This is a genomic window from Sinomonas cellulolyticus (assembly GCF_014656475.1).
GTDB lineage: Bacteria > Actinomycetota > Actinomycetes > Actinomycetales > Micrococcaceae > Sinomonas > Sinomonas cellulolyticus.
In genome coordinates, this window is sequence record NZ_BNCM01000002.1 from 17616 (window position 1) to 32085 (window position 14470).

Annotated in this window: 16 protein-coding genes and 1 tRNA gene; 7 read left to right on the top strand and 10 right to left on the bottom strand. The window is 70.8% G+C overall.

Translation table 11 applies throughout. The features are described 5' to 3' along the window. Positions 1 to 18 precede the first annotated feature (18 nt). The 4 genes from IE231_RS02235 to IE231_RS02250 form a co-directional block, all read right to left on the bottom strand. The gene (locus IE231_RS02235; RefSeq protein ID WP_189692335.1) at positions 19 to 351 is read right to left on the bottom strand and encodes a hypothetical protein; all 333 of its coding nucleotides are present in this window, start codon (positions 349 to 351) and stop codon (positions 19 to 21) included. Between the two features lie 96 nt (positions 352 to 447). Next, complete coding sequence (gene ispF, locus IE231_RS02240) at positions 448 to 936, bottom strand: 2-C-methyl-D-erythritol 2,4-cyclodiphosphate synthase (RefSeq protein WP_189692336.1); 489 nt, start codon at positions 934 to 936, stop codon at positions 448 to 450. A 63-nt stretch (positions 937 to 999) separates the two neighbouring features. Next, positions 1000 to 1773 carry a 2-C-methyl-D-erythritol 4-phosphate cytidylyltransferase gene (ispD, locus tag IE231_RS02245; protein WP_189692337.1) on the bottom strand — a complete coding sequence of 258 codons (774 nt, stop codon included), beginning with the start codon at positions 1771 to 1773 and terminating at the stop codon, positions 1000 to 1002. Between the two features lie 149 nt (positions 1774 to 1922). Then, a complete protein-coding gene (locus IE231_RS02250) occupies positions 1923 to 2405 on the bottom strand; it encodes a CarD family transcriptional regulator (RefSeq protein ID WP_066495480.1) in 483 nt (160 codons plus the stop codon). Positions 2406 to 2684: 279 nt separating this feature from the next. Between IE231_RS02250 and IE231_RS02255 the strand changes: the two genes are divergently transcribed. After that, on the top strand, positions 2685 to 3308 hold the full coding sequence (locus IE231_RS02255) for a hypothetical protein (protein WP_189692338.1): 624 nt from the start codon (positions 2685 to 2687) through the stop codon (positions 3306 to 3308). A gap of 87 nt (positions 3309 to 3395) precedes the next feature. Here the strand turns inward: IE231_RS02255 and IE231_RS02260 are convergent, their stop codons facing one another. Together IE231_RS02260 and IE231_RS02265 are read right to left on the bottom strand one after the other, a co-directional pair. Then, positions 3396 to 4076, bottom strand: a complete 681-nt coding sequence (locus IE231_RS02260) for a winged helix-turn-helix domain-containing protein (protein WP_189692339.1) — start codon at positions 4074 to 4076, stop codon at positions 3396 to 3398. After that, positions 4073 to 5302 carry a sensor histidine kinase gene (locus IE231_RS02265; protein ID WP_189692340.1) on the bottom strand — a complete coding sequence of 410 codons (1230 nt, stop codon included), beginning with the start codon at positions 5300 to 5302 and terminating at the stop codon, positions 4073 to 4075. The genes IE231_RS02260 and IE231_RS02265 overlap by 4 nt, the downstream gene beginning before the upstream one ends. 177 nt (positions 5303 to 5479) lie before the next feature. On the opposite strand from IE231_RS02265, the gene phoU reads away from it, so the two are divergent. Then, positions 5480 to 6139 carry a phosphate signaling complex protein PhoU gene (gene phoU, locus IE231_RS02270; RefSeq protein WP_189692341.1) on the top strand — a complete coding sequence of 220 codons (660 nt, stop codon included), beginning with the start codon at positions 5480 to 5482 and terminating at the stop codon, positions 6137 to 6139. Positions 6140 to 6212: 73 nt separating this feature from the next. On the opposite strand, the gene IE231_RS02275 is transcribed toward phoU, so the two are convergent. The 4 genes from IE231_RS02275 to IE231_RS02290 form a co-directional block, all read right to left on the bottom strand. Beyond that, complete coding sequence (locus tag IE231_RS02275; RefSeq protein WP_189692342.1) at positions 6213 to 6956, bottom strand: phosphoglyceromutase; 744 nt, start codon at positions 6954 to 6956, stop codon at positions 6213 to 6215. Then, entirely contained in the window at positions 6953 to 7750 is a 798-nt protein-coding gene (locus tag IE231_RS02280) for an O-methyltransferase (protein ID WP_189692343.1), read from the bottom strand. Before IE231_RS02280 ends, IE231_RS02275 begins: the two co-directional genes overlap by 4 nt. Positions 7751 to 7828: 78 nt before the next feature. Continuing rightward, complete coding sequence (locus IE231_RS02285; protein ID WP_189692344.1) at positions 7829 to 8146, bottom strand: DUF2516 family protein; 318 nt, start codon at positions 8144 to 8146, stop codon at positions 7829 to 7831. A 9-nt stretch (positions 8147 to 8155) separates the two neighbouring features. Further along, positions 8156 to 9325, bottom strand: coding sequence for a trans-sulfuration enzyme family protein (locus IE231_RS02290; RefSeq protein ID WP_189692345.1), 1170 nt, complete (start codon positions 9323 to 9325; stop codon positions 8156 to 8158). A gap of 87 nt (positions 9326 to 9412) precedes the next feature. Between IE231_RS02290 and tmk the strand changes: the two genes are divergently transcribed. The 5 genes from tmk (at position 9413) to IE231_RS02315 (ending at position 14335) form a co-directional block, all read left to right on the top strand. After that, a complete protein-coding gene (tmk, locus tag IE231_RS02295) occupies positions 9413 to 10108 on the top strand; it encodes a dTMP kinase (protein WP_189692346.1) in 696 nt (231 codons plus the stop codon). Continuing rightward, entirely contained in the window at positions 10105 to 11247 is a 1143-nt protein-coding gene (locus tag IE231_RS02300; protein WP_189692347.1) for a DNA polymerase III subunit delta', read from the top strand. Before tmk ends, IE231_RS02300 begins: the two co-directional genes overlap by 4 nt. Before the next feature lie 8 nt (positions 11248 to 11255). Beyond that, positions 11256 to 12785, top strand: coding sequence for an alpha/beta hydrolase (locus IE231_RS02305; RefSeq protein ID WP_229866447.1), 1530 nt, complete (start codon positions 11256 to 11258; stop codon positions 12783 to 12785). A 130-nt stretch (positions 12786 to 12915) separates the two neighbouring features. Continuing rightward, positions 12916 to 12988, top strand: a tRNA-Thr gene (locus IE231_RS02310). Positions 12989 to 13138: 150 nt separating this feature from the next. Next, positions 13139 to 14335, top strand: coding sequence for a M20 metallopeptidase family protein (locus tag IE231_RS02315; RefSeq protein WP_229866448.1), 1197 nt, complete (start codon positions 13139 to 13141; stop codon positions 14333 to 14335). Positions 14336 to 14470: the final 135 nt, after the last annotated feature.

A 14470-nucleotide genomic window follows, 5' to 3' on the forward strand; every position in this document is an offset into this window, starting at 1 on the left:
ACGACGGCGCCGGGCCGGCTAGCCGCCGCAGACCTTGCCGATGCTGTTGAGCGCGTCAGTGAACTGCTGGCGCTCCTGAGGCGTGGCCACGGCGGTGGTGGACTCGGCGACCTTCTTCTGCAGGTCCGCCATGCCCTGGATGAGGGTACTGATCGAGGGGTCGACCTTCTTGGCGAGGTCCGCATAGTGGTCTGCCACCTGCTTCGCCTGCTGCGCCTGGTTGCCGACGGGCTTGAACTGGTCGTTGGTGAGCATCGTGCAGCTGTCGGCGACGCTGAGCCTTCCGTCACCGCCGCATGCCGTGAGCAGCATCGTGGCAGCCAGGGCGGCGGCAGCGAGCGTCTTCTTCATGCAGGACTCCAGAGCTGTCGGGTGCAGGGTTGGCCGGCCCCTGATGGGACCAGCCAACCAGTCTAGTCGATCCGGGTCCTTGTGCCGCACCGCCCCTCAGGGAGCGCTCGAATAGACCAGTGCCGTGGCAATCGCCGCAATGCCCTCGCGCCGGCCGGTGAAGCCGAGATGGTCGGTGGTGGAGGCGGTCACCCCCACGGGAGCGCCGGCGGCCTCGGTGAGCGCCCGCTCCGCCTCAGCCCGCCGGGGCCCGAACTTGGGCCGCTGGCACACGAGCTGGACCGCGACGTTGCCGATCTGGAATCCGGCCTCCCGCACGATGCGCGCCGTCTCGGCCAGCAGCGTCAGTCCCGACGCGCCGGCGTACTCCGGCCGGTCGGTGCCGAAATGCGTGCCGAGGTCTCCCACGCCCGCCGCAGAGAACAGCGCGTTCGCTGCGGCATGGGCCACGGCGTCGGCGTCGGAGTGGCCCGCGAGCCCGCGCTCGCCCTCCCACAGGAGGCCTCCGAGCCAGAGGGGACGCGGTGCGTCGTCCGGCGCGAACGCGTGCACGTCCACCCCGATTCCCGTGCGCGGGATGATCATGGTGCTCCTCGTCTCGGCCCTGCGCTCCAGCTTCTGCCGTGGCGCCCCTCAGGCGGCCCGCCTTCAGCTGCCGGCGGCAAGGATCGTCTCGGCGAAGTGGAGGTCCATCGGCGTGGTGACCTTGAAGGCCTGAAGATCGCCCGGGACCAGGTAAACAGGGGTGCCGAGCGACTCGACGAGCATCGCGTCGTCGGTGATCGCTGCCGCCTGCTCGGGTTCCCACGCGGCGGCGACCTCGTGGGCACGCAGCAGGGTGGCGGCGTCGAACCCCTGCGGTGTCTGCACGGCCCGCAGCTGCTCCCGCACGGCGGTACCGGTGACGACCTCGGCGGCGATCGCGCTCGCCTCGCCCTCCGTGGGCGCCGTGGACTTGATCGTGTCCACCACCGGCATGGCCGGGATCACGGCTGCGGCACCCCTGCCGAGGGCTTCGGCAACGCGGTGGAAGACCTCAGGAGGCGTGAGCGGCCGCGCGGCGTCGTGCACAAGGACGTGACGCGTGCCAGGGGTGAGCGCGGCGAGCGCGGCGCGCACCGAGTCGGCTCGCGTGGCGCCGCCGGGCACAACGGTGATCTCCGGCCCTGCATCGCCGAGCTCCTCGGCGAACGTGCGGCACAGCTCAGTCAGCTCGGTGTCCCCGGGCGGCACTGCGACGCAGACCTGCCGGGCGAGGCCAGCACCCGCGGCCCCGCGGAGCGAGTGGAGCAGGAGCGGCGCGCCCGCGAGCGGCACCAGTGCCTTCGGCATCCCGTACCCGAGCCTGGTCCCGGAGCCGGCCGCCACGATCACGACGGCGGTCGGCAGCGGCTGCGCGGCGGACGGGACGGCTTCAGTCATGGGCCCCAGCCTAGACGACGGGCCGCAGGTGCCCGACGCTGCTGGCCGGAAGCGGCTGGCCGGAGGCGGCTGGTGGCCGGGGATCGCATCCCCGGCCCGGACAGCACGAAGGCCCGGGCAGATGCCCGGGCCTTCCACGCTTCGCTCGCTCAGGAGGCAAGGACCTCGTCAAGCACGGTCGCAGCCTGCTCCTCGTCCGTCTTCTCTGCGAGCGCGAGCTCCGAGATGAGGATCTGGCGGGCCTTGGCCAGCATGCGCTTCTCACCCGCGGAAAGACCGCGGTCCTGATCCCTGCGCCAGAGGTCGCGGACGACCTCCGCAACCTTGATCACATCGCCGGAGGCGAGCTTCTCGAGGTTCGCCTTGTAGCGGCGCGACCAGTTGGTCGGCTCCTCGGTGAACTCGGCACGGAGCACATCGAACACGTGCTCGAGGCCTTCCTTGCCCACGACGTCGCGGACCCCGACAAGGTCCACATTCTCGGCCGGTACTTCAATCGTCAGATCCCCTTGAGCCACCTTGAGCTTGAGGTACATCTTCTCTTCGCCCTTGATGGTGCGCATTTTGATCTCTTCGATCTTGGCTGCACCGTGGTGGGGGTAAACAACCGTCTCGCCAACCTCAAAAACCATGTGGACATTCCCCTTTCCCGCAGACTAGTCTACCACGTCCACCCCGCCCTCCGGGCCCCCGGGTCGCCCGAGATCCGCGGAATCATGCGGAAGTAAGGCATTATCGTCCCGTCACGGGGGTTGACCCGGAGCGAAAAAGATGCTTCACGTCCGCGGGCGCGCGTGTCATTGATGCGTCATCCCCGCCAGGGGGTCGCCGGCGCGGAATCTACAGAACGTCGAAATTGGGGATAGGCTAGGCCCGACCAGACTTCCTCACACCCTCTCCAGGAGCCAGCTGTGCGTTTCACTGCAACGAAGCCGGCCAAGCGCGTCGCCCTCGTCGCCGCGCTGGGCGTCGGCCTGCTGACCGCCACGGGCTGCGGCTACATCAACGCCCAGCAGACCACCCACACGTATTCCGCGTCGGACGGCATCCGGGCTGACATCGGCTCGCTGCAGCTGCGCAACATGCTCATCGTCTCGGCAGACCAGACCGGCTCCGCGGGCTCGGCATCCGCCGGGGGCCCGGGCCGACTGCTCGGCACGGTCTTCAACACCTCCGACCAGGACGTGACCCTCACCGTCAAGGACGACGCGAACACGATCCGCATCGACGTGCCCAAGAAGGGCCAGGTCCAGCTGTCCCAGTCCGGCAAGGACGTGACCCTGAGCAAGGCAGGGGCCGTTCCCGGCTCGCTCGCCAAGCTCGCCGTCACCGCAGGCAGCGCGAGCCAGGACGTCGAGGTCCCCGTGCTCGACGGCTCGCTCGCCGAGTACCGCCAGTACATCCCGACCCCGTCGGCCACCGCCTCCCCGTCGGGTTCCGCCAGCGGTTCCGCATCGGGTTCCGCGAGCGGTTCCGCATCCGGCTCCGCCAGCCCTTCGGCCACGGGCACCGCGTCCGCGACCTCGACCCGGTAGGCAGCAGCACCAGCCTCAGATACGACGGCGGCCGGTCGCCTCCCCCACGGGAGGCGACCGGCCGCCGTCGTACGTCTGGGAGCCGGCCTACGGCTCGAACTTGTACCCCAGGCCACGCACCGTGACGAGGTAGCGGGGGTTCGAGGGATCCGGCTCGATCTTGCTGCGCAGGCGCTTGACGTGCACGTCCAGGGTCTTGGTGTCCCCCACATAGTCCGAGCCCCATACCCGGTCGATGAGCTGCCCCCGGGTCAGGACGCGGCCCGAGTTGCGCAGGAGCATCTCGAGCAGCTCGAACTCCTTCAGGGGCAGCGCGACCTGCTCGCCGTCCACGCTCACCACGTGCCGCTCCACGTCCATGCGCACCGGGCCGGCCTGGACCGTCGAGGAGATCAGCTCCTCCGGTTCGCCATGCCGGCGGAGCACCGCCCGCACGCGCGCCACGAGCTCGCGCGAGGAATAGGGCTTCGTCACATAGTCGTCGGCACCGAGCTCGAGGCCCACGACCTTGTCGATCTCCGAGTCCTTGGCGGTCAGCATGATCACTGGGACGCTCGACCGCGTCCGCAGCTGCCGGCACACCTCGGTCCCCGGGGTCCCGGGGAGCTGCAGGTCCAGGAGGATGAGGTCGGCGCCGTTGCGGTCGAACTCGACGAGGGCGTCGCTGCCGTTGTCCACGACCTCGACCTCGTATCCCTCCTTCGCCAGGAGGAACGAGAGAGGGTCGCTGAACGACTCCTCGTCCTCCACGATCAGGATCCTGCTCACGGAAATGCTCCTTGCTCCGGCGGCCGCCCGGCCGCCCGGTCATGCTGGTTCTGGGACGCGCCCCGGGCGGGGGCGTCTCCCATAGGGGTGTCCTCGGGGTCCTCTTCCATCTCCGGCAGCCGCACCGTGAAGGTCGAGCCCTTCCCGAGCTGCGACCACACCGTCACCTCGCCGCCGTGGTTCTCCATGACGTGCTTGACGATGCTGAGCCCCAGACCGGTGCCTCCGGTCTGGCGGGACCGGGCGGCATCCACGCGGTAGAACCGCTCGAACACCCTCTCCTGGTCCTCGGGCGTCATGCCCTCGCCCTGATCCGTCACGGACACGGAGACGAGCCCGTCCTTGTGCCTGATCCCGACGCCCACCTTGGTGTGCGCAGGCGAGTACCGGATCGCGTTGTCGATGAGGTTGCGCAGAGCGTTGGTGAGCAGGTCGGGATCGCCGAACACGGGCACGTCCACGTGACCGCCGACCCGGACTTCGATGGACTTGGCCTCGGCCGCAAGGCGGGAGCGGTCCACGGCGTCCGCAACCACCTCGTTGACGTCCACGGCCCTGCCCATGTGCACGATGTCCGCCCCCTGGAGGCGGGAGAGCTCGATGATGTCCTGCACGAGGGCGGCCAGCCGGCTCGCCTCCTTACGCATGCGCGCGGCGAACCGGCGCACCGCCTCCTTGTCATCGGGGCTTCCCTCGAGGGCCTCCGCGAGCAGCGAGATGGCGCCGACCGGGGTCTTGAGCTCATGGGAGACGTTGGCCACGAAGTCGTTGCGGATGCGCTCGGTGCGCGTGATCTCGGTGCGGTCGTCCGCGAGGAGCAGGATGTACTCGTCGCCGAGCATGGCGGCCCGGACGTTGACGATGATCGTGCCCTGCCCCAGCGGCCCGCGCGGCAGTTCGAGCTGCCTCTCGAGGATGACGCCGTTGCCGCGCACCTTTGCGGTCATGGCCAGGAGCTCCGCGTGCACCACCGTGTGGCCGCGGACGAGCCCGTAGGCGTAGGCGGCGGGGCTGGCCCGCACGACGCCGTCGATCGCGTCGACGACGACGAACGCCTTGCCGAGCACCGAGAGGACGTCTGTCGCGCCGGCCGGAAGGCTCGGCTCGCCGACGGGGCCGGCGAGCAGGCTCCGCTGCCGCTCGCTCGCCCGGAACGCGAGCACGCCGAAGGCGCCGAAGGACAGGCCGATGAGGCCCGCCACAATGCCGACGACGAGAGGATCCACGTAGCCAGCTTAGGCCGACCTGCTCCCCAGTGAGACCGTGCGGCTGGCCGCCCCGGCGCGGTTCAACTAACGTTCACCGTGGGGCGGGCAACTATTCACCCGCCGCTGAGACTGTGACGAGTCGGAGTGCCCTCGTCTGGGCCCTGTACCCGTCAACCCCTGTGAAAGGACGCCACTGTGCGAAAGGTATTCCAGGAGGAGCTGCAGAAGGTCCACGAAGATCTCGTCGAGATTGCCGCGCTCGTGGCCGAGGCGCTCGAGCGCTCGGTCGAGGCATTCACCTCTGCCGACGTCGAGCTCGCGCAGGAGGTCATCGCGGCCGACGCGCGCATCGACTTCCTCCAGACGGCCCTCGACGAGAAGGCCATCGAGATCCTCGCCCTGCAGGGCCCCGTGGCCTCGGACCTGCGAGTCCTGGTGGGTTCGCTGCGCATGAGCGCCTCGCTCGAGCGCATGGGCGACCTCGCCCGCCATATCGCGCAGCTGGCCCGACTGCGCTACCCCGAGAAGGCCGTGCCGGCGGGGCTCGAGAAGACGTTCGCCCGCATGGCCGAGCTCGACGCCACGATCATCTCCGAGGTGAAGGGCCTCCTCGAGGACCACGACCTCACCCGGACGTCCAAGATCCAGGCCGCGAACGCGGAGCTCGACGAGCTGCACGCCGGGGTGTTCCGCTCCATCGCCGACCCCTCCTGGACCGGCTCCCCCGCCCTCGCGGTGGACGCCGCCCTCGCGAGCCGCTACTTCGAGCGCTTCGCGGACCACGGGGTGTCCGTGAGCCGCAAGGTCTCCTACCTCGTGACCGGGGAGTGGGACGGGGACAACACCTCGAACTGAGCCCTTCTTACGGGAGTACGACGGCGGCCGCCCACCCCGCGCGGGGTGGGCGGCCGCCGTCGTGCCCGGGGCCTTACTTGCCCTGGTTCTTGACCGCCTCGATCGAGGCCGCAGCCGCCTCCGGGTCGAGGTAGGTGCCGCCCGGGTTGGTCGGCTTGAAGTCGTCGTCGAGCTCGTACACGAGCGGGATGCCCGTGGGGATGTTCAGGCCCGCGATGTCATCGTCGCTGATGGCGTCGAGGTGCTTCACGAGCGCGCGGAGCGAGTTGCCGTGCGCGGTCACGAGGACCGTCTTGCCGGCGCTGAGGTCAGGCTTGATCTCTGACTCCCAGTAGGGCATGAGCCGCTCGAGCACGTCCTTGAGGCACTCGGTGCGCGGGATGCTGTCGCCGAGGTCGGCGTAGCGGGGATCGCCCACCTGGGAGAACTCGGAGTCGTCGGGGAGGGGCGGCGGCGGGGTGTCGTAGGAGCGGCGCCAGACCATGAACTGCTCCTCGCCGAACTCCTCGCGGATCTGGGCCTTGTCCTTGCCCTGGAGGGCGCCGTAGTGGCGCTCGTTGAGGCGCCACGAACGCTTGACGTCGATCCAGCCGCGGTCGGCGACGTCGAGTGCGATGTTCGCGGTGTTGATCGCGCGCTTGAGGCGGGAGGTGTGCAGGATGTCCGGCAGGAGGCCCTTGTCCTTGAGCATCTGCCCGCCCGCGCGGGCCTCCTCGCGGCCCTGGTCGTTCAGGTCCACGTCCACCCAGCCGGTGAACAGGTTCTTGGCGTTCCACTCGCTGTGCCCATGGCGCAGCAGGATGAGCGTGTAGGTCATGGGGCCATGCTATCGGGCGCGACGGCCTCCCACCGGACTGTGACCTCGCCCAGGCGCCAGCGCGACGGCCCGTGCATCACCGGCCAGCCGGACGCCTTGGCCGAGCGGCACATGGCCAGCCAGCGCTGCCGCGCGCCGAACGGTGCCAACGGTGCCGCGGCCAGCCATGCGGCGTCGAGCGCGGCGAGGTACGCGTGGATCCGCTCGCCGGGGACGTTGCGGTGGATGAGCGCCTTCGGGAGCCGTTCGGCGACGTCGGACGGCAGCGCGAAGGAGCCGAAGCGCAGGGCGACGGTGAGCGACCGGGGGGCGGCGGCGTCGAGCGTCACCCAGGCGGAGCGGCGGCCGATCTCATCGCACGTGCCCTCCACGAAGATGCCGTCCGGGGCGAGCCGCGAGCGGACGAGGTCCCAGATCCCCGGCACATCGGACTCCTCGTACTGCCGGAGGACGTTGAAGGCCCGCACGAGCACCGGCCGGCCCGCCACGGGCAGCTCGAACCCGCCCACGCGGAAGTCCAGGCCCTCCCGCTCGAGGGGCTTGGCGGCCGCGACGCGCCCGGGCTCGATCTCGATCCCCGTGAGCCGCACATCGGAGCGCACGGCCCGGAGCCGGGTGAACAGCTCGACGGCCGTGATCGGCGACGCGCCGTAGCCGAGGTCGACCGCGTGCGGCGCCTGCGGGTGGGCGAGGAGCCGGCGAGCCTGGGTGCCCGTGATCCAGCGGTCCACCCGGCGCATGCGGTTGGGGTTGGTCGTCCCGCGGGTCACGTTGCCGACGACGATACCCGGCATGCGGCGCACGCCTCCCGTGCCGCCGGAGCCGAGGTGCCCGGACCGGGTCCGGATGGGCCTCGCCTTCTCGACCACGGTTCAGCGCGAGGCGACCGCCGGGCGCACGTCCGCGAGATACACGCCCGCGGCCGTCACCGCGGCGATGTTGAACAGGCCATACCCGCCGAAGCTGAGCAGCCCGCTCGTGGGGAACACGAGCCCGAGCACCGTCACGAACGCCGCGCCGCCGGTGATGGCGAGCCAGAAGCCCTTGGTGCGCTTGGACATCGCCTCGAAGCGCGGGCCCCTGCGGATGAGGCAGTCGACGAAAGCCCACACCGCGATGGCCGCGCAGAGGAACCCGGCCACGTAGAACGTGATCAGCTGGATCCAGGCGATGAGCAGTTTGCCGTCCACGGGATCAGCCTACAGGCCGGACTCGAGCGACTGGCGCAGGTCCTCCCAGAGGTCCTCGACGTTCTCGATGCCCACGCTGAGCCGGACGAGCCCCTCCGGGACCGTGAGCGGCTCCGCGGCATGCCGGCGGCGGCGCTCGATCGTGGACTCGACCCCGCCCAGGCTCGTGGCCGGGAGCCACAGCGCGACCCGCGAGACGAACGCGTCCGCCGCCTCGGCGCCGTCGAGCTCGATGCTCACGATCGAGCCGAACCCCGTCAGCTGGGCGGCGGCGCGCTCGTGGCCGGGGTCTGAGGGAAGGCCCGGGTAGCGCACGCGCACGACGGCGGGGTGAGCCTCGAGCCGCCGGGCGAGCTCTCCCGCAGTGGCCTGCGAGCGCTCGACCCGCAGCGCAAGGGTACGGAGTCCGCGCAGTCCCAGCCAGGCCTCGACCGGTCCCGCGATCGCCCCGTGCAGTGTCCGGTGCTGGTGCAGGCGCCCGCGGAGCTGCTCGCTCGCGGTGACGGCCACCCCGAGCAGCACGTCGGAATGCCCCGCGAGGTACTTCGTGGCCGAGTGCACGACGACGTCCGCCCCCACCCCGAGCGGCTTCTGCCCCAGCGGGGTGGAGAACGTGTTGTCGACGATGACCAGCACGCCGGCCGTCCGGGCGGCCGCGACGAGCGCCGGCAGGTCGGCGACCTCCATCATCGGGTTGGTAGGGCTCTCCACCCAGAGGGCGTCGGCGCCGTCGAGCGCGGCGACGGCCGCCTCCGTGTCGTCGATGTCCACCTCGAGGAGCGTGAGCTCGCCGCGCTCGGCCTTGAGCTGGGCGAGGCCCAGGGTGCCGGAATAGGAGTGGCGCGGGGCCACGAGCACGCCGCCCACCGGCACGAGGCTCATGGCGGCAGCGACGGCGCCCATGCCCGAGCTGAACAGCAGCGCCGGCAGGGGCGAGCCCTCGAGCTTGCCCACGGCGTCCTCGAACGGCTCCCAGGTGGGGTTCGAGAACCGGGCGTACCCGCGCGAGCCCTCGCCGACCCCGCCGAGGCCCACGAACGTCGAGGAGAGCACGATCTCCGGGTTGACCGGGGAATCCGGGCCGCGCTCGGGACGGCCCGCGGCGACGGCGAGCGTCTCGGGGGCAAGCGCGGCCAGCGCTGCGTCGTCGAGGTGGGGGAACGCGGGCTCAGAGGTCATGCCCTCCAATCTAGGACACCGGCGAGGACACCGGCGGCCTGGATCCGGCTGACGGGGGCTCCCTCAACCGCCGGTACGCTTGAGTCAGTGACATCCCCCGCCCCCGACTCCTCCCCGAGCCCCGCCGCATCCACCGCCCCGGGGCTCTTCGTCGCGTTCGAGGGCGGCGACGGCGCCGGCAAGTCGACCCAGGCCCGTCTCCTCGCCGACTCGCTGAGGGCCGAGGGGCGGGAGGTCCTGCTCACGCGTGAGCCGGGCGGCACCGAGATCGGCGAGAAGCTCCGCGCCCTCGTGCTCGAGCACGGCCACGGCGAGATTGATCCGCGCACCGAGGCGCTCATCTTCGCCGCCGCACGGGCCGCCCATGTCATCCAGGTGATCCGGCCCGCGCTGGCGCGGGGCGCCGTCGTGATCACGGACCGCTACATCGGCTCGTCGATCGTGTACCAGGGGATCGCGCGCGGGCTCGGCGCGGGCCAGGTGCGCGGGCTCAACGACTGGGCGACCGAGGGGCTGTGGCCCGACCTGACCGTGGTCCTCGACCTCGACGCCGGGCAGGGGCGCGCCCGGCGCACGGCAGGAGATGCCGCCGAGGACCGCCTCGAGTCCGAGCCGGACGCCTTCCACCGCAGCGTGCGGCAGGCCTTCCTCGACCTCGCCGGATCGCACCCGGCCGCCTATCTGGTCCTCGACGCCGCCCGCGATCCGGGGTCCCTCGCAGCGGATGTCCGTGCACGCGTGGCCGCGGAGCTTCCGGCACCGTCCCGCGGGGGTGCGGCATGAGCGTCTGGGATGACCTGCGGGGCCAGGCACCCGTCGTCGAGCAGCTGCGCCGCGCCGCGGCCGGCGAGGGGCTCACCCACGCCTGGCTCTTCACCGGTCCCCCCGGATCCGGTCGTTCGACGGCGGCGAAGGCCTTCGCGGCGGCGCTCACCTGCGAGGTGGAGGACGTCACGGAGCGCGGCTGCGGGGTGTGCCCGGGCTGCCAAGAGGTCCTTGCGGAGACCCATCCCGACGTCGAGTTCGTGCGCACCGAGAAGGTCACGATCACGATCGACGAGGCCCGCGAGATGGTCGCCAAGGCCGGTGACCGCCCGCAGAGCGGCCGCTACCGCATCATCGTGGTGGAGGATGCGGACCGCATGGCGGAGCGGACCACGAACGTGCTCCTCAAGGCGATCGAGGAGCCCACCCCCCGCACCGTGTGGATGCTGTGCGCGCCGTCGCCCGCGGACGTGCTCGTGACGATCCGGTCGCGCTGCCGCCCGGTGGGGCTGCGCGTGCCCCCGGTGGCCGACGTTGCGGCACTGCTCGTGGAGCGCGACGGCGCCGACCCGGCCCTCGCACTCGAGGCCGCCCGCGCGGCCCAGAGCCACATCGGCATCGCCCGGCGCCTCGCCCATGATGCCGAGGCGCGCGAACGGCGCGACGAGACGGTGCGGGCACCGCTCGACCTCACGACCGTGTCCCGGGCGGTGGCCCTCGCCGAGCGGCTCGTGAAGATCGCCACGGAGGAGGCGAACGCGTCCAATGACGAGCGGGATGCGGCCGAGCGGGCCCACCTCCTCGAGACCCTCGGGGTGGCTGAGGGCGACCGGCTGCCGCCGTCCCTGCGCGGGCAGGTCCGCCAGCTCGAGGAAGAGCAGAAGCGCCGGGCCAAGCGTTCGGTGACCGATTCCCTCGACCGCACCCTCACGGACCTGCTCTCGTTCTACCGGGACGTGCTCATGCTCCAGCTCGACGGGGGCGTGGAACCGGTCAATGCGGGACTGTCCGCCCAGATCCGGGCGTTTGCGGAGTCGTCCACGCCCGAGGCGACCCTCGCCCGCATGGACGCGATCAACACCACCCGTCAGCGCATCACCACCACGAACGTCGCCCCGCTCCTGGCGGTCGAGGCGATGGCCGTGGCCCTGATCTGAGGAGACCAGTGACCCCTGTCCGCAAGCTGTCCGTGCTGCTCGCCGCGCTCGCAGCGGCGCTGCTCGTGCTGACGGGCTGCGTGCCGTTCGGAGGGTCGGCCACGCAGCCGAGCAGTGACGCCGACGCGACGAAGGGCGCGCCGGCCGGGCTCGAGCGGTTCTACAGCCAGGCTGTGTCGTGGTCCTCCTGCGAAGGCGGCAAGTTCGAGTGCGCGACCGTGTCGGTTCCGATCGACTACGCGAATCCGTCCGGTGACACCGCCCAGCTCGCCCTCATCCGCCTCACCGGGCGCAAGGCGAAGGGGACGCTCCTGGTGAACCCCGGCGGTCCTGGCGGCTCGGGCTACGACATGGTCAAGGACTCGGCCCAGACCATGTTCACGGGCCGGCTCCTCGACTCCTACAGCATCATCGGATTCGACCCGCGGGGCGTGAAGCGCTCAGCCCCCGTCACCTGCGTGGGGCCAGCAGAACAGGATGCGCGCCGTCAGGTGAGTGACGACTACAGCACCCCAGCGGGCCTCGAGGCCGCCTTCGCGCGCCAGAAGCAGCTCATCGACGCCTGCACGGCGAATTCAGGCCCCATCCTCGCCCACACCGACACGGTCAGTGCCGCGAAGGACATGGACATCATCCGCGCTGCCGCGGCGCGCCAGAACCAGCTCGACTACCTCGGCTACTCCTACGGGACGTTCCTCGGGGCCACCTACGCTGGCCTGTTCCCCGACCGGGTGGGACGCATGGTGCTCGACGGCGCGCTCGACCCGGCCCTCGGCAGCACCGAAATCACCCGCGGCCAGGCCAAGGCCTTCGAGACCGCCGTCCATACCTACGTCCGGTCGTGCCTGGGCCAGTCGGGGTGCCCCCTGACCGGCCCCGAGGATGCCGCCGTCGAGCAGATCCGGGCTCTGATCTCGTCCGTGGCCGCGCACCCGCTGCCGACCGGGAGCGGCCGGGTCGTCAACGCGACCGACTTCGTCAACGGGTTCATCCTGCCCCTCTACAACGACAGCAACTACCCGGCGCTCACGGCCGCGCTCAAGGGCGCCCTCCGGGGCGACGGCAACGGCATGCTGCGCCTCGCCGACATCGCCGCGGACCGCGAGCAGGACGGCACCTACAGCTCCAACAGCACCTTCGCATTCATGGCCTACAACTGCCTCGACTACCCCGTGGACGCGAGCACGACGGCGATGCGCACCGAGGCGGAGCAGCTCGCCCAGGACTCCCCGACCCTCGGCGCCTACTTCGCGTACGGTGCCGTGAACTGCAGGGACTGGCCGTACAAGCCGGTGCGCACTCCCGCCCCGGCGCACTACACGGGGGCCAGCCCCATCCTCGTCGTGGGCACCACCGGCGATCCGGCCACCCCGGTCGAATGGGCCGGGAACCTCCGGAACGAGCTCGGGAACGCGGCCCTGCTGACCTGGCAGGGCGAGGGCCACACGGCGTACGGCCGGGGCTCCACGTGCGTGGACAACACGGTCGACTCCTACCTCGTCGACAAGAAGGCACCTGCCGACGGCGCGCGCTGCTGAGCCGTGACAGAAGGTTCCGGGAGCATGCGATCGCCCGCCTCCACGCTGGAGCCAGCGGGCGTTTTGACCCGGCGGCACCCCTCGTCTAGAGTGGTTTCCCGGTGGTTCCGCCCGTGCGGAGCACTGGAATGCCTCCTTAGCTCAGACGGTAGAGCGTCTCACTCGTAATGAGAAGGTCAGCAGTTCGATCCTGCTAGGAGGCTCAAAGAACCCCTTCTGGTCGGCGGAAACGCGGACGGGAGGGGTTTTTTCGTGTCGAACGTCCCGAGGCAGCAAGCGCGGGTCACCCGAGCCGGAAACGCATGCCAGGGTGCATGATGAGCGTGACGGGAACCCACGCGAGGGAGCAGCTGTTGTCCGACGAACTCGGTCTTGATCTGGTAGCCCTGCGCCGCGAATTGCATCAGATCCCGGAGACCGGCCTCGACCTGCCCAAGACCCAGGGTCTCATCCTCGAGGCCCTCCGCGGCCTCGAGCTTGAAGTCACCACCGGAACGCAAGCGACGTCGGTCACCGCGGTCCTGCGGGGAGGCAGGCCAGGCGCCGGCAGGGCGAGCGTCCTGCTGCGAGGGGACATGGACGGCCTCCCACTGTCCGAGAACACCGGCCTGCCCTTCGCCTCGCGCAACGGTGCGATGCACGCGTGCGGGCACGACCTCCATATGGCCGGGCTGGTCGGGGCGGCGCGTCTCCTCGACGCTCGGCGCTCCCAGCTGCAGGGGGACGTCATCTTCATGTTCCAGCCCGGCGAAGAAGGCTTCAACGGCGCCCAGGTCATGATCGAGGAAGGAGTCCTCGATGCCGCTGGCACCCGCCCCTCCGGCGCGTACGGGCTCCACGTCGTCTCCGACGCCGCGGCCGGGGTCTTCACCAACCGGCCGGGGCCCTACATGGCAGCCTTCTGCCGGCTCGATGTGGTGGTCAACGGCCGCGGAGGCCATGGCGCCCGCCCGTTCCAGGCGCTCGACCCGATCCAGGTGGGCGCCGAGATCATCGGTGCGCTCCAGACCTACGTCACGCGGCGGTTCGACGTCTTCGACCCCGTCATCCTCACCGTGGGCGAGTTCCACGGGGGAACGGCGCCCAACGTGATCCCGGACAGCGCCGTCTTCAGGGCCGGCATCCGGTGCTTCACCCCCGAGGTTGAAGACCGTCTGGAGGGCGAACTGCCTGATCTGGTCACGGGCATCGCCCACGCCCACGGGCTCAGCGCGGACGTGGCCTTCCGGCGCACGCTCCCTGCGACCATCAACGACGCCGAACACGCCGAATTCTGGGCGTCCACGGCCCAGGACCTCTTCGGCGAGGGCCGGTTCGAGGCACTGCCCAACCCCAAAGCGGGATCCGAAGACTTCTCCCGGATCCTCAACGAGATCCCCGGATCCTACGGACACCTGGGTGCCGGCTCGCGGGACATGGACCCCGTTGACTGGGCGCCGATCCACTCTGCGCGGGCAGTCTTCGAGGACAGCGTCCTCGAAGACCACGCCCTCTTCCTCGCGGCTCTCGCCGAGCGGCGTCTCCAACGTGTCGCGGCGCCCAGCGCCTAGCGCGCGCTGGCGCGATGTGCGGACCCACGCCGGGGGCAGCGGAGTCGACGTCGGCGCCATCACCTGAGAAGTCGCCAGCCGGTTAGAGACCGCTCCAACCGGTTAACTCCCCATGGTGGGCGGATCAACCTAAGG